Origin of the sequence: Leeuwenhoekiella polynyae, assembly GCF_004104075.1 — a bacterium.
Classification (GTDB): domain Bacteria; phylum Bacteroidota; class Bacteroidia; order Flavobacteriales; family Flavobacteriaceae; genus Leeuwenhoekiella; species Leeuwenhoekiella polynyae.
This window is the reverse complement of sequence record NZ_QOVK01000025.1, coordinates 18,917-34,254: the sequence shown is the minus strand read 5'-3', so window position 1 is coordinate 34,254 and position 15,338 is coordinate 18,917. Positions and strand designations below refer to the sequence as shown.

Genomic DNA, 15,338 nt, shown 5'->3' with positions numbered 1-15,338 from the left:
TTTGCTCCATCTTACTTCGACTAGGCTCAGCACAGGCTTGGGCTTCCCTCGACTGAGCTCGGGATAAACTTCTCGCCCAGTAGGATTTATAGCAAACAAAAAACCCAACCTAAATGAATAAGTTGGGTTTAAATGCTCCCCCTCTTGGGCTCGAACCAACCCCGAAAGCTTTCGGGGCTTTGATTAACAGGGGTATTGTTTTTTAAGTTTATCAATTATTTCAGGATACTTCAGAAGATTTCTGATATACGTTTGGCTTTTCATGTTTTTGATATGTCGCTCAATTTTTAAGGCCTGAGGTTTGCAATCGCACTCAAATTTTAAAAACAGTTTCCAATCGTTAGCATTTGCGGTAAACTTATTTGCCGGTGAATACTTATGAAACGCAATCCTTTGGTCATAATCGGTGGTTTCTCCGGTATAAAAACGGTTTAACGTTTCTGAGAATAAAATGTACACGGTATGCATAAAAAATACTTTTCCGAATAGATTACAAACAAAAAACCCAACCTAAATGAATAAGTTGGGTTTAAATGCTCCCCCTCTTGGGCTCGAACCAAGGACCCTTTGATTAACAGTCAAATGCTCTAACCAACTGAGCTAAGGAGGAATTTAATCTTAAAATTTTTAAAGTCACTTTGGCGTATCGCAATACTACCGGTTGTTGTGCTTTAAAGAACGTTTCGCTTATTTGCTGAAAGCGGATGCAAATATACACAACTATTTAAACCCACAAAATAAATTTCAAAAAAATATTTAGCGCTTTTTAGCTGTTTTATTTTTTGCCATTAGCCACCGGTAATCCAGCGGTAAATATCATTTCCGTTAGCGTATAACACTAAGGCAATTAGCAAGAAGAACCCTATCATCTGAGCATATTCTAAAAACTTATCGCTCGGTTTTCTTCCGGTAACCATCTCGTATAATAAGAACATAACGTGACCCCCATCTAATGCCGGGATCGGCAGAATGTTCATAAACGCTAAAATAATAGAGATAAAGGCCGTTGTTTCCCAGAAGGATAACCAGTTCCACGTATCCGGAAACAAGCCTGCAATGGCTCCAAAACCTCCAACCTGAGAGGCTCCTTTTTTTGTAAAGACGTATTTAAATTGCGTTGCATAATCGTGCAATACCCAATATCCATAACTAATCCCTTCGGTTATGCTTTCGCCAAAACCATATTCTCGCTTGTGACGCTCAGGCATTATATGATCTTCGTCTAAAAATTTAAACCCTACTCCTACCATTTCTGCACCGCCAAGATCAACATCAAACTTACGTTCTACACCGTCACGAAGCACCGTAATTGTTGCAACCGTATCTTTCTCTTTTTGCAGTGCATAAGTAGCATCGCTTTTGTATTTAATGGGATAACCGTTGATACTCACCAACTCATCTGTACCTAAAACTCCTGCTTTTTTGGCTCCGCCAAAAACAGAATCAAGTTTGACCGGTGTGCGGGGTACATTCACGCCAAACATCTCACCAGATTTAAACAACTCCATCCCGATGTCGTCAGGAAGTGTTAATTCTTCTTCACTACCATTCTCGTGCACTACGGTCACCTTAGCGACATCGCGCATCATCAACATCTGCGGGAAATCCATTTGATCTTCTAAAGGATCTCCATTTACAGAACGTATTTTATCTCCCTGTTCAAAACCATATTGCTCCATAGTAGGCGCAAAACCAAAACCGTATTTGAGATCATCTGCAGTAGAATACTCTTCTCCATAACTAGCAATGATCATAATGTAGATAAAAAAGCCCAATACAATATTGACCGTCACCCCACCTATCATTACAATGAGTCGCTGCCAGGCTGGTTTAGAACGAAACTCCCACTCTTTAGGTTCCTGAGCCATCGCTTCCTTATCCATACTCTCATCGATCATCCCGGCGATCTTCACATACCCCCCCAATGGCAACCACCCGATACCGTAAACGGTCTCGCCTATCTTCTTCTTAAAGAGCGAAAACTTGACATCAAAGAATAAAAAGAATTTCTCTACCCGTATTTTAAAAAGTCTGGCTGGTATAAAATGCCCAAACTCGTGAAGTACTATCAATATTGAAAGGCTCAAAAATAACTGAGCTCCTTTTACAAAAAATGGATCCATAAATTTTATTAACTAGTGGCCAATGCCATCACTTGTTATAAAGGTTAACCCCCTTATAAAACAGAAATTAAGAAAACAATTAAAAGGCATTATGCCTTAAAAAGTGCACAAAAGTAACCTTTTACATTCGCATACAAAAGTATTTGCATCAAGCTGCTACAGGCTTTTAAAAACTTAGTGCCCTAATACTTTTTAAAAGCGCTTGCTGCATCGTAATTTTGCAGCCTAAAACGCAGATTATGCTTCAGTTTTTTGCTAAATACAAAAAGTTTGCCATTGTGATGGCTGTTCTTTCCGCAGTCATTCTTTATACGTTTTACACCTTAATGAAGCCTGCGCCCAGTTTGCCTGTTTACCAACCTGATATGGTTGACCGATCACTAGTAGACAGCACGGTTCAGTTTGTAAAAAAATACCATAAAATAGCCGACTTTAAACTGGTGAATCAAAATGGCGATACGATCACTCAGGACGACTATCCGGGCATTTATGTAGCCGATTTCTTTTTTACCACCTGTCAGACGATTTGCCCTATTATGACCGATCATATGCTACACATTCAGGAACAGCTTAAAGACGATCCTTCGGTTAAATTGTTATCGCATACCGTGATCCCGGCGACCGATACCGTTGCCCAACTCAAGCGTTATGCGGTAGCAAAAGGGGTTGATGCTTCCAGATGGAATTTAGTCACCGGTCCTAAAAAAGAGATTTATGAGCTGGCGCGTAAGAGCTACCTCGCAGTCAAAACTCAAGGAAACGGAGATAAATATGATATGATTCATACCGAGAACTTTATGCTCATCGACTCTAAGAAACGCATCAGAGGTTTTTATGACGGTACAGACCCCGAGGCTATCGAGCAACTTTTAGAAGATATCGAGACTTTAAAAGCGATAGAAAAGCGTTCTGACGATTAAGCTTTTATTTTAATCATGATCATAGGCCAACGAACAATTAGTACCGAAATAAACAGCTTTTGAGTTCGAGACAAGCCTTAACACATTTAAATCTCGATTATCGAGTAAAATCTTTTTACATCTGTTGCATTTCCTTTACTTTTGCCTTGTTTAAATTCAATCTAAATAAATTGACTACTTCATTAGATCTTTTAAAGCGTGGCGAAAAAGCCATCATTGTTGAGTTTACCTTAGATATGGTACCTCTTAAGCTTTTAGAAATGGGCTGTTTGCCCGGAAACGAAGTAGAACTGGTACAGATCGCGCCTTTTAAAGACCCGATGTACCTCAATATAAACGGCAGTCATCTTGCTATACGCAAAGAGACCGCCAGTCACATCACCGTAGAAAAGCTGTCCCATGAGTAAACAGCTCAATGTCGCCCTTATAGGAAATCCCAACACTGGTAAAACTTCGGTTTTCAATCAGTTGACCGGTTTAAAACAACAGGTAGGTAATTATCCGGGAATCACTGTTGAGAAAAAAGAAGGTATCTGTAAACTGCCCAGAGGCGTTAAAGCGCACATTCTGGATCTTCCGGGAACCTACAGTCTCAATGCGAGTTCTTTAGATGAGAATGTGGTTATAGAACTGCTTCTCAATAAGAATGATAAAGATTATCCTGATGTTGCCGTCGTGGTTTCTGATGTGGAGAACTTAAAGCGAAACCTGCTCCTTTTTACGCAAATCAAAGATTTGCACATCCCCACGATTCTGGTAATCAATATGGCAGACCGTATGGAGCGTAAAGCCATCAGTCTTGATATCGAAAAACTTGAGGAACGTCTGGAGACCAAAATCGCTCTGGTAAGTTCGCGTAAGAACACCGGTTTTGATACGTTAAAAGAGCTTATAAGCAACTACAAAACGCTTTCTGTTGAGCCTTGTGTAAATGCTTCAGTAATTGCTCCGGAATATTTTGACAGACTGCGGAAAGCATTCCCAAAGCAGGATTTATACAAACTCTGGCTGGTAATTACTCAGGATGTGAATTTTGGTAAACTAGACCGAAACGAGATGCAGAGTATCACTAGTTTTCAAACCGAAAGCAAGTCTAATCTGAAGCGCCTACAGCAAAAAGAAACCATTGTCAGGTATCAGTTTATAAACGGAATTTTAAAAGAAACCTTACGTATAGATCATCTTGCGGCTAAAGATTTACGCAGTCGTTTAGACCGCGTACTCACGCATAAAGTCTGGGGTTATCTTATTTTCTTTGCCATTTTATTGCTCATATTTCAAGCGATCTACGACTGGTCTTCCTACCCTATGGATCTTATTGACGAAGCATTTGCCGCAATGGGAGAATGGGTGCGAACAAGCATGCCGCAGGGGGCTTTAACAAACCTTATTGCCGAAGGAATTATTCCCGGTCTGGGAGGTATTGTAATTTTTATCCCGCAAATCGCATTTTTATTTTTATTTATATCGCTACTTGAAGAAAGCGGCTATATGAGTCGTGTGGTCTTTTTGATGGATCGTATTATGCGTCGTTTTGGCTTGAGTGGTAAAAGTGTAGTCCCGCTCGTTTCGGGTACTGCGTGTGCCATACCGGCAATTATGGCAACAAGAAATATTGAAAACTGGAAAGAACGCCTCATCACGATCTTAGTAACACCCTTTACAACCTGTAGCGCACGCTTACCGGTTTATCTTATTATTATTTCTCTGGTGATTCCTGATGAACGTGTATTGTACATTTTCAACCTGCAAAGTCTGGTATTGATGCTGTTATACCTTATAGGATTTGGTACAGCGATCTTATCTGCCTGGCTCTTAGACAAAATATTAAAAATAAAAAGCCGTACCTTTTTTGTAATTGAGATGCCCAATTATAAGCTTCCCTTATTTAAAAATGTGGCTTATAACGTGATCGAAAAAACAAAATCTTTCGTTTTAGGAGCTGGTAAAATCATCCTTGCCATTTCTATTGTGCTTTGGGTTTTAGCTTCAAATGGGCCGGGAGATCAATTTAGAAATGCCGAAGAAAACGCAATTGCCCGTATGGAAGCCGGCGCGTTTCCACAGCAAGAATTAGATAAGCACATCGCATCAGAAAAGTTAGAGTATAGCTACATTGGCTATATGGGGAAAGCGATAGAACCGGTTGTGAGACCCCTAGGCTACGACTGGAAAATAGGTATCGCTATTGTGAGTTCGTTCGCGGCTCGTGAGGTATTTGTGGGTACACTCGCCACAATTTATAGCGTAGGTAGTGACGAAGAAGAAACCATAAAAAACAGAATGGCCGGTGAGGTGAACCCTATTTTGGGCGGACCGTTATTTAATCTGGCAAGTGGTATTTCGCTTTTGCTGTTTTATGCCTTTGCGATGCAGTGTATGAGTACCCTAGCCATTGTAAAACGAGAAACCAACACCTGGAAATGGCCGGTATTGCAACTTGTAATAATGAGTGGTTTTGCCTATGTTGTCGCTTTAGTGGCATACCAATTGCTTATTTAAAAGTCTGTTTGTCACGCTTTCGCGGAAGCAAAACTTTAAAAGAATACGATTATGATACAGAATATATTAGTACTGCTTATTTTTTTAATCGCTGTAGGATATTTGGTTACCAAATACATTTGGAAACCAGCTTTCTTAACCGGAAAGTCTAACGATAAATCCTGCGGAAGCGATAACTGTGGATGTCATTAATTTAAAGCTGATTCCAAACCACAAGTTCTACACAACAAACTTACAAGTAAAATCTTTTCCCTACTTTTGAAAAAAAATTAAATTGCGTACACTTTTATATATTTCATGTGGATTATTTTTCAGCTTAATATTCACAAAAACGTATGCTCAGGTTGCAATAGGTACCACAACTCCAGATGATGGTAGTGCTTTACAAGTTGACAGTAAAGTAGGAGCATTGGTTCCACCCCGAATGACAGATGCCGAAATGCGGGCCATACCCACGCCTTTGGATGGTTCTATAGTATACAACAACACCGCATCCTCCTTATTTTTATATTCTTCAGGAATTTGGAATGACCTTACCCGTCCAGACTTGCCATCTGCAGTATTAAGAAAAGAGTATCCTGAAAATTCGACTAATGGAATTGTAAAAACAGGAACAAATACTTATTATAATTTTCCTCTTAAGCAAGAGGATGTAACTTTTATTGACAACTCCTTTTTTCAGATCGTAGCCGAGGGTACAATCAAAATTTTGGAACAAGGAAATTACATGATTTCCTCGGGATTTTCAGTTAACAACCTTCCATCAGGCAATAAAAAATTCATTATTGGAGTCTATCGTAATACTAATTTAATTGGCTATCTGGTACGCGGAAATGTAAACTTCGATACAGAACCTAATGAATGGGGAACCAGCGGAGTACTGGTTTTCTCACTCCATGCTGATGACGAAATAAGTTTGCGGTATGTACTCAATAATGGAGGTACCCCTTTAAACGCCCGTTTTTTCAATATTGGAATTATAAAACTCTGATGGCTATACATTTGAAACTATTTTCTGCCCTCGTTTTATCAATGCTGTCCTTAACTGCATATTGTCAGACAGATAATTCTACTAAAGGTGTTGCTATAGGAACATCTGATATAGCACCAGGTTCAGCATTACAAATAGAAAGTAATTCTGGCGGCCTCGTTCAACCCCGAATGACTACTGCGGAAATGAACGCTATACCTACACCATTAGATGGCGCTTTTATTTTCAATACTACCGAAAATAACTGGTTTATTCGTAAAGATGGTGTCTGGCAAAGCTTTGTAAGAATTGAAACCCCTTCGGTGATTTTAAACAGAGGACAAACAAATAATGCCTTTATCATCACCAATACCAATACAATTACTTCTTTTCCCCTAAATCAAAACAATGCCTTGTCTACTAATGATCAATTTTATAGTCTTTCAGAAAATAATGGAGAAATCGGAATTCTAAGAAGTGGTACTTATTTGATTTCTGCTGGTTTTTCAACAACAAGTCTTCCTGCTGGAAGTATCAGTTATCGGCTTGAGGTATCCGTAAACAATTCAAATACATCAATCATAACGAATGGGCAAGTTAATTTACCAGGTTCTGATTACTGGGGAAGTAGTGGAAACATTATCCTTATTTTACAGGCAGGAGACACCATAAGTCTCGGATATATACTGAAAAGCAATTCTTCATATTCAAGAACTGCCGCTTTCTTCAATATTGGTATTTCAAAACTCTAAGTGAATCAGTTGATTTTCTAATCCTTTTGAATACGTTCCCAAACCAGATTGACTACATAATCCTCCTGCGGAATTTTTCGCATTGAAGTCCTGGGGTAAGGTGCCACAGAATACGCTTTTAATTGCTGAGCAGCATCTATCATCGTACGATCTTCACTATTGTTTTCAATCGTTATCTTACGCGTTTCTAAAAAATTTCCATCCTTATACACTTCATAATCCACTATCACATTACCTGCCCAAATACAGGTCACATTAGATGGACAACGGGAATCTATGATTTTGGTTATTTTAACCCCCATATCTCCAAAAGTGATAAGCTTGCCAAAAGGTAATTTTATTACAATTTAAGGTACATGTACGGGTTCATCAACTTCAAGAGTACCCGTTTGCGCTTGTGATTCAAGTCCAAAACTGAAAACCCAAAGAAATAAAACAGCTGAAAATCGCATCCTTAACTTATTAGAACTTTCTATAAAGACCTAAAACATACTGCACTGTTGCAATATTAACCCAATCCTACGTCAAGCGTCATCATTAAGATAAAACCTCCTATAAAACCCAGTGTGGCGATATCTGTATTTTTACCTTGTTGGGATTCGGGCACTACTTCTTCTACCACCACAAAGATCATCGCACCGGCAGCAAACGCTAAAGCATAGGGTAAAATAGGTTTAAAAGTCATGACAGCATATGCCCCTACTACAGCAGCCACCGGCTCAACAATGGCAGAAAGCTGCCCGTAGTTAAAACTTTTCCAACGGCTAAAGCCTTGTCTGCGCAAGGGCATCGCTACCGCAAAACCCTCAGGAAAATTTTGTAAACCAATACCTATCGCCAGTGCCACGGCACCTCCTATAGTCGCACCATCAAAACCGGCGGCAACCCCACCAAATAAAACACCTACCGCTAAGCCTTCAGGAATGTTGTGCAACGTGATTGCTAAGGTCAATAATACCGATTTGTGCCAGGGACTGCGCATTCCTTCTTTATCCTCTTCTTTAAAATTGACGTGTAAATGGGGAAGGATTTTATCTAAACCAAACAAAAATGCAGCTCCTAAACCAAAACCTATCGCCGCTGGAATCACTTTTACAAAACCTTCTCCCGGGCTCATTTCGATCCCCGGAGCCAGTAAACTCCAGAAACTTGCCGCTACCATGACACCCCCGGCAAACCCCAGCATGGCATCAAAAACTTTACGGTTCATCCCTTTAAAAAAGAATACCAGAGCAGCTCCTAAAGCCGTTACCCCCCATGTGAATAAGGTTGCCAGAAATGCTCCCATCACTGGGTCTAGCGTTTCAAAATAGTCAATAATATCATTCATAAATTAGTTGTTTAAGCTATAAATACAGGTATGTTTACTTTATGTCGAACACTGTCTACAGTAGTTCCAAAAATTAGATCTTTAAAAAATGTATGTCCATGAGCTCCTAATATTAGCAGATCATAATCGCCTTTATTAATGATTTTAGGAAGGCTCTTCTTGGGTGAGCCATAACCCAATTGGGTCGTTACTTTATATCCCTGTTTACGCATTTGAGCTGCATAAACTTCAAGCAGTGCCTGATCGCTTTCAGTCTCAAGATCGTTTATAGCATTCCCGTAAACAAGTGCTCCCGGAGATTCTACACTATGAATGAGGGTATACCGGGCTTCGGTTTTACCCAATTGTACGGCAGAAGCAATACTCTTTCGGTCTGCAGAAGAAAAATCCAGAGCAACTGCAATATTCCTATATACTTTTAGGGTGGCTAGTTCAGATAAATCAGTCTGAATGTGAGGCGTATGCGATTTATTGAATTCTTTGCGCTTCAGCAGCATAGGATGAACCGAAATGTAAATCAGTAAAATACCCGCACCTACAATCAAAGGTACCACGCTGATCCAGATATAAAACGGATTTGAAACTTCGGCCATAAATTTTGAAACTTCATCAATTACCAGTTGTGCATTGAGTCCTACAATCACAATCGTTATCAACCACGACGCGATACGCATAGGCCATTTTATGGCGTATCCTTTCATCTTCTTCTTATCGCTCACAAAATGAATAAGCGGAATCATCGCAAAACCCAACTGTAAACTGAGCACCACCTGACTCAATACCAGCAATTCTCCCAGGCCGCGTTCGCCATAATATGCGACGGTAATTAATGCCGGTACAATTGCTATAAGGCGGGTAGCAAGGCGTCTTACCCAGGGTTGTATGCGTAGATTGAGATACCCTTCCATCACAATTTGTCCCGCAAGCGTTCCGGTTAAGGTGCTGCTTTGACCGGCCGCTATCAGTGCCACAGCAAACAAAATAGGCGCCCATTTGGTACCTAAAAGCCCCTGAAGCAACTCGTGTGCATCGTTGATATCCGCAACCTGATAAAGTCCGTTTTTAAAAAAGACCGAAGCCGCCAGAATCAAAATCGCCGCATTCACAAAAAAGGCAAGATTGAGCGCTATGGCAGAATCTATAAAGTTGAATTTTAAAGCTCTCCGTATTCCCTTTTTAGTATGGGTGATCTTTCGGGTTTGTACTAATGAAGAATGTAAATATAAATTATGTGGCATCACCGTGGCACCAATAATCCCTATCGCGATATACAACGCAGCATTATTAGGCATACTGGGCACCAGACCTGCTGCAACTTCAGCCAGATCAGGTTTAGCAAAAAACATCTCTAGAAAAAATGATAAGCCAATGATGAATATCAACGAAACGATAAAGGCTTCCATCTTTCTAATTCCCTTATTGATGAGAAAAAGCAAGATAAAACTGTCTAAAACCGTGATGCATACGCCCCAAAAAATAGGCAGGCCAAAAAGCAAATTGAGCCCTATGGCCATCCCGATTACTTCGGCGAGATCGCAAGCAGCGATAGCTATTTCGGCCAAAAGCCAAAGTATAAAATTTACAAATTGCGGATAGTTTTCCCGCGAGGCCTGAGCCAGATCTACACCGCGTACAATACCTAATCTGGAGCACAAACTCTGAAGCAACAATGCCATAAGATTGGACATCAATAAAACCCAAAGTAACGAGTACCCAAATTGGCTACCTCCGGCAATATCTGTCGCCCAGTTACCGGGATCCATATACCCCACACTCACCAGGTATGCGGGTCCCAAAAAAGCCAGGATACGCTTCCACCCCTTTTTACCGGTTGTCGTAGCTACAGATCCGTGAACTTCCTCGAGTGATTTATTTACAGCATCGTTTTTCATCAGGCTATACTGTTAGTACTAGATACGCACATAAATATTCTCTGTAGCAATCTGGGATAATATCAACTCCCGGTCTTCAATACGCACGGTCATACTTTTATCAAAATCCTGAAAGTTCACAATATGAATCACGCTACCCAATCTGATGTTTTGCTGATCTAAAAACTGAAGAAACGAAGACGAGGTATCATTCACCCCAATGCAGGTTCCCGTATCACCAGGTTGCAATTGAGAAACCCGTTTTTTCTCCATTTTAATGACGTGACCGTGTTCATCAGGAATAGGATCGCCGTGTGGATCGTACTTGGGGTATCCTAAAAATTTATCCAACTGCTGTATTAATTTATCAGACTTTATATGTTCCAGTTGCTCCGCCACATCGTGAATCTCATCCCAGCTAAAATCCAGTTTCTGAGCCAAAAAAGTTTCCCACAAGCGGTGTTTTCTAATGATTTTTAATGCTGAAATCTCACCGGATTCGTTTAACAAAACTCCTTGATAGGGTTGATAACGCACTAAGCCCTTCTCATCCAATTTTTTAATCATTTCTGTTGCCGAAGCTGGCTTGGCATCTAAATATTTAGACAACACATTAGTACTCACCCCCTTACCGTGTTCTCGCTGTAGCGAATAAATAGATTTTAGGTAGTTCTCTTCAGATAACGTCATGCTATTATTTAATTATACCGCAATAATACACCAAATATATCAAATATATTTTTTAGGTTTGCCTAAACTTTATTTTTTAAAATTCATAAATGACTTGTAAGTACTCTTTTATACTCTTCTTTACAGGATTTATTCTGAATATATCTGCTCAGGAAACCATAAAAGTTACCGGACAGGTTTCTGATGGAGACAATCCCATACCCTTTGCAAACATTCTCATCAGCAACACAAGCGTGGGATTTTCAGCTGATGGAGATGGAAACTTTGAATTGGAATTGCCTGATGAATCTGTAACATTGATCGTTCAGGCGATAGGATTTAAAACCCTTCGGGAAACACTAATTCCTTCTGAATACCAGAATACTCCTTTAAATTTCACACTAAAACCTGATCTTCTGGGTCTTGAAGAAGTGGTAGTAAGTGCCACCCGAAATCGGCTTAGTAAAAAGAAAGCCCCGGTAATCGTAACTGTTTTGAGTCCGAAACTGTTCAAAGCAACGCAATCCATTTCTTTAGCAGACGGACTCCACTACCAACCTGGCGTTCGGGTAGAAACTAATTGTCAAAACTGCGGTTTTACACAGGTACGCCTTAATGGTTTGGGCGGTCAATACACTCAGGTCTTGCTCAATAGCCGCCCGGTTTTTAGTGCCTTAAATGGCGTTTACGGGCTGGAACAAATACCGGTAAGCATCATAGACCGTGTTGAAGTGGTGCGTAGTGGTGGCTCTGCGCTTTTTGGCTCCAGCGCCATTGCCGGAACCATCAACATCATCACCAAAGAACCGGTTAATAACAGCTGGGAAGTCACTAGCAATCTGGGACTTATTGACGGGACAACCCCCGACCGAAGCCTTAATCTTAACGCGTCTATAGTGAGTGAAGACCTCAGCACAGGTGTAACGCTTTACGGTATGTACCGCAATCGCGATGCTTATGATGCTAATGATGATGGTTTTAGTGAGATCACAAAACTGACTAACAACTCACTAGGTGCTAAAGCATTTTATCGTCCTAACGACAACAGTAAGCTAGGCTTTGACTTTACTGCGATTAAAGAATACCGTCGCGGCGGGGATCGCATTGAACTCGCGCCCCAGTTTACAGACATCACTGAAGAACTGGATCACAATACCCTGTTTACGGGTGTAGATTATGATTTATTTACTAACGACCGTACCACTCATTTGACGGCGTATGCATCTGTGCAACATACTGACCGCGATAGTTATTATGGAGGGTTAGGCGGTGGCCGCACCCGTGCCGACTCCACCGCAGCCAATAATGCCTTCGGAAAAACAACAGATCTGGCTTTTGTTTCCGGAGTGAAATTCACGCGGAATTTTAAGAATAACGATGTGCTTACTTCAGGCTTTGAATATCAACTCAACGATACCGAAGATGCCATACCCGGTTACAACCGCATCGTAGATCAGAACGTGAATAGCGTTGGGCTATATAGCCAATACGAGTGGAAACCTATAGAGCGTTTTACAGCACTGATAGGTGCGCGTCTTGATCACATCGACGTAGATGGCTTTTACCAGATACAAGATATCAACAGAACTTCAGACGTCACACAAACAGTTTTGAGTCCGCGGTTGACCTTGCTTTATAATTTCACAGAAGACTTGCAATTTCGTGGGGGTTACGCTCGCGGATTTAGAGCGCCGCAGGCTTTTAATGAAGATTTGCACATCAGTTCTGTGGGCGGTGAGCAACGCTTTGTGATTCTCTCTGACGATTTAGAAAGTGAGTTTTCTAACGCTTATACCGCCTCCCTAAATTACAGCAAGGAATTTAATAAAATACAAACGAGTTTGCTTGTAGAAGGTTTTTATACCACACTCGAGAATCCGTTTACGCTAGTCAGCACAGGTACTTCTTTACCTAATGGTTCTATCTTAGAAGAATCCCGAAACGGCAGCGGCGCCTACGTTGCCGGAACCAATATCGAGTTTAACCTGTCGCCGAGTAAAGCGCTGCTTTTTCAGGCGGGAATCACCTGGCAACGCTCCATTTACGATGAAGATCAGGTTCTTTTTGAAGCTGACGGAACCAGTCCTTCGGAAACCGATGTGGTAACCGACCAGTTTGTACGCTCTCCGAATGCCTACGGCTTTTTTACTACCAACTGGACGGTAAGTGATTCTTTTAATGTGGATCTTACCGGAAGCTATACGGGTACGATGCTGGCTCCACACGTAATTAGCGATACGGGGTTTATTAAACTTGAAGAAACTACTGATTTTATGGATGTGACCGCAAAACTTACCTATCATCTGGATCTGGATGAGCACCTACACGTGGAGTTTAGCGGTGGGGTTCAGAATATATTTGACAGTTATCAGCAAAATTTTGATCTGGGGGCTTTACGGGATTCTGACTATATCTACGGTCCCAATCGTCCGCGCTCGTTTTTCTTCGGAATTCGCTTCGGCGACTTCTAGGTGCGGGCCGCACGGGCTAAAAGTGCGGGTCGCACGGGCTAAACTGGATTACTATGAAAAAAATACTCCTATTTCTTTTTCTTACTTGCGGAAGCCTTGCAGCTCAGGACCGGGAGCAAATCAACTGGTTAAGCTGGGAAGAACTCGACAGCGCTTTGGCAACAAAGCCTAAAAAGACCTTTGTCTTTTTTCACGCCGACTGGTGTGCCTACTGTAAAAAAATAGATCGCGTCGTGTTTACAAAACCCGAAGTGATCAAAAAAATAAATACAGACTATTACGCCGTTCGTATGGACACCGAAACGACAGATACCATTCGATTTGACGGGCGAACCTTTACAAACCGGCAGGCCTTGACCAAACGCAACGGCGTGCACGACCTGGCTTTGCTTTTGGGCTCCCGACCTGAAAAATCTTTTTCCTTACCGGTGACTATATTTTTTGATGAGCAATTTGGAATAAAACAGCGCGTTTTTGAATACTATACTTCTTGGGAACTCTTAAAAATTTTGGAACAATAAACACCTTTGGTTTTGCGGTATCGTTGAATAAGTTCTAGCTTTAAACCGCTATGCAAAACACGTTTTTAGACTACGATTACATCATTTTGGGCGCCGGTCTCTCGGGATTGATGCTGGCTAAAGCACTCGTTAGTGATCTATACTTTAAGGATAAGTCTATCTTAATTCTGGATAAAAGCGACAAAAACACCAATGACCGTACCTGGTGCTTTTGGAGCGAAAATACGCAGGATTGGGATGCGATTATTTCTAAAAAATGGGAATCGATTTTGTTTAAAGGCGAAAACTTTCAAGCTGAAATTCCGCTTAAAAAATACAGCTATAACAAAATAGAGGGAATCGATTTTTACGAGTCGGTTTTTAAAATGCTTCAGGCTTCTAAGCAAGTTACCTTTAAAACGGAAGCGTTCCAGAACCTGAAGGAAACAGAGAACGGAGTTGAAGTCACTACCTCACAAAGTACCTATAAAGCGACCAAGGTTTTTAGCAGCATCCTTCCGCCGGAACGGCTGAAAAATCAAACGCAATTCCCGGTTTTGCAGCAGCATTTTATCGGTTGGGAAGTGCGTACGCAAGAGCACATCTTTGACCCGGAAGTCGCGACTTTTATGGATTTTAGCATTCCGCAACGCGGAAATACCCGTTTTATGTATGTCTTGCCTACCGCTTCTAACCAAGCGCTGGTAGAATACACGCTTTTTTCGGAACACCTCTTACCCGACGCAGCATATGAAGCCGCTATTGAAGATTATATGGAAGGAATGGGTGCATCTGAGTATGAAGTAACTTCCATTGAAAAAGGCAGCATCCCAATGACCGCCTACCGGTTTGAGCAGCACAACACCAAAAACCTGATGTACATCGGCACGGCCGGTGGCTGGACGCGGGGCAGCACCGGCTTTACTTTTAGCTATACCTTGAAGCGTACCGCCGAACTTGTGGCCTTTCTGAAACAGGAAACCAATCTCAGTAAATTCAACATCAACGACCGCTACCGCTGGTACGACAAGCTTTTTCTGGACGTCCTGTACCGCAAAAATGAGCAGGGTGCTGCCTTGTTTACGCAGATGTTCAAAAAAAATGCTATCACTAAAATCTTTCGATTTCTGGACGGCACGAGTAGTTTAAAAGAAGATTTACAAATCATCTGGAGTTTGCCTAAGAAAGAATTCATCAAGTCGTTTTTTCACCTCAACTAAACAGTATGCA

General features: G+C 41.2%; 15 protein-coding genes and 1 tRNA gene. 9 read left to right on the top strand and 7 right to left on the bottom strand.

Going from position 1 to position 15,338, the window contains the following annotated elements; all coding sequences use genetic code 11:
- Positions 1–183: 183 nt before the first annotated feature.
- From DSM02_RS18100 to rseP, 3 genes are all read right to left on the bottom strand, one after another.
- Positions 184–468 carry a GIY-YIG nuclease family protein gene (locus DSM02_RS18100; RefSeq protein ID WP_128766902.1) on the bottom strand — a complete coding sequence of 95 codons (285 nt, stop codon included), beginning with the start codon at positions 466–468 and terminating at the stop codon, positions 184–186.
- Between the two features lie 68 nt (positions 469–536).
- Positions 537–610: transfer RNA gene (locus DSM02_RS18095), tRNA-Asn, on the bottom strand.
- Positions 611–788: 178 nt separating this feature from the next.
- Complete coding sequence (gene rseP, locus DSM02_RS18090) at positions 789–2,123, bottom strand: RIP metalloprotease RseP (RefSeq protein ID WP_128766901.1); 1,335 nt, start codon at positions 2,121–2,123, stop codon at positions 789–791.
- A gap of 239 nt (positions 2,124–2,362) precedes the next feature.
- Here rseP and DSM02_RS18085 point away from each other — a divergent pair, with 239 nt between their 5' ends.
- The 6 genes from DSM02_RS18085 to DSM02_RS18060 all read left to right on the top strand — a co-directional run bounded on the left by DSM02_RS18085 (position 2,363) and on the right by DSM02_RS18060 (position 7,267).
- Positions 2,363–3,043: an SCO family protein gene (locus DSM02_RS18085; RefSeq protein WP_128766900.1), complete on the top strand. Its 681-nt coding sequence runs from the start codon at positions 2,363–2,365 to the stop codon at positions 3,041–3,043.
- 170 nt (positions 3,044–3,213) lie between these two features.
- Positions 3,214–3,450 (top strand): FeoA family protein, encoded by a 237-nt coding sequence (locus DSM02_RS18080; protein ID WP_128761778.1) that lies wholly within the window; start codon positions 3,214–3,216, stop codon positions 3,448–3,450.
- Complete coding sequence (feoB, locus tag DSM02_RS18075) at positions 3,443–5,545, top strand: ferrous iron transport protein B (RefSeq protein ID WP_128766899.1); 2,103 nt, start codon at positions 3,443–3,445, stop codon at positions 5,543–5,545. Before DSM02_RS18080 ends, feoB begins: the two co-directional genes overlap by 8 nt.
- A 51-nt stretch (positions 5,546–5,596) precedes the next feature.
- Complete coding sequence (locus DSM02_RS18070) at positions 5,597–5,737, top strand: FeoB-associated Cys-rich membrane protein (RefSeq protein ID WP_128761780.1); 141 nt, start codon at positions 5,597–5,599, stop codon at positions 5,735–5,737.
- 82 nt (positions 5,738–5,819) lie between these two features.
- Complete coding sequence (locus DSM02_RS18065) at positions 5,820–6,536, top strand: hypothetical protein (RefSeq protein ID WP_128766898.1); 717 nt, start codon at positions 5,820–5,822, stop codon at positions 6,534–6,536.
- On the top strand, positions 6,536–7,267 hold the full coding sequence (locus DSM02_RS18060) for a hypothetical protein (RefSeq protein WP_128766897.1): 732 nt from the start codon (positions 6,536–6,538) through the stop codon (positions 7,265–7,267). Before DSM02_RS18065 ends, DSM02_RS18060 begins: the two co-directional genes overlap by 1 nt.
- A 17-nt stretch (positions 7,268–7,284) precedes the next feature.
- Here the strand turns inward: DSM02_RS18060 and DSM02_RS18055 are convergent, their stop codons facing one another.
- From DSM02_RS18055 to DSM02_RS18040, 4 genes are all read right to left on the bottom strand, one after another.
- Positions 7,285–7,569: a hypothetical protein gene (locus DSM02_RS18055; RefSeq protein WP_128766896.1), complete on the bottom strand. Its 285-nt coding sequence runs from the start codon at positions 7,567–7,569 to the stop codon at positions 7,285–7,287.
- Positions 7,570–7,775: 206 nt separating this feature from the next.
- Positions 7,776–8,597 carry a ZIP family metal transporter gene (locus tag DSM02_RS18050; RefSeq protein ID WP_128766895.1) on the bottom strand — a complete coding sequence of 274 codons (822 nt, stop codon included), beginning with the start codon at positions 8,595–8,597 and terminating at the stop codon, positions 7,776–7,778.
- A gap of 11 nt (positions 8,598–8,608) precedes the next feature.
- Complete coding sequence (locus tag DSM02_RS18045) at positions 8,609–10,489, bottom strand: Nramp family divalent metal transporter (protein ID WP_128766894.1); 1,881 nt, start codon at positions 10,487–10,489, stop codon at positions 8,609–8,611.
- 18 nt (positions 10,490–10,507) lie between these two features.
- Positions 10,508–11,158, bottom strand: a complete 651-nt coding sequence (locus DSM02_RS18040) for a metal-dependent transcriptional regulator (RefSeq protein ID WP_128766893.1) — start codon at positions 11,156–11,158, stop codon at positions 10,508–10,510.
- An 89-nt stretch (positions 11,159–11,247) separates the two neighbouring features.
- On the opposite strand from DSM02_RS18040, the gene DSM02_RS18035 reads away from it, so the two are divergent.
- The 3 genes from DSM02_RS18035 to DSM02_RS18025 are packed head-to-tail and all read left to right on the top strand — an operon-like array spanning position 11,248 to position 15,328.
- Complete coding sequence (locus tag DSM02_RS18035; protein ID WP_128766892.1) at positions 11,248–13,608, top strand: TonB-dependent receptor; 2,361 nt, start codon at positions 11,248–11,250, stop codon at positions 13,606–13,608.
- A gap of 53 nt (positions 13,609–13,661) precedes the next feature.
- Positions 13,662–14,129 (top strand): thioredoxin family protein, encoded by a 468-nt coding sequence (locus DSM02_RS18030; RefSeq protein WP_128766891.1) that lies wholly within the window; start codon positions 13,662–13,664, stop codon positions 14,127–14,129.
- Between the two features lie 50 nt (positions 14,130–14,179).
- Positions 14,180–15,328, top strand: a complete 1,149-nt coding sequence (locus DSM02_RS18025) for a lycopene cyclase family protein (RefSeq protein ID WP_128766890.1) — start codon at positions 14,180–14,182, stop codon at positions 15,326–15,328.
- The last annotated feature ends 10 nt before the right edge of the window (positions 15,329–15,338 follow it).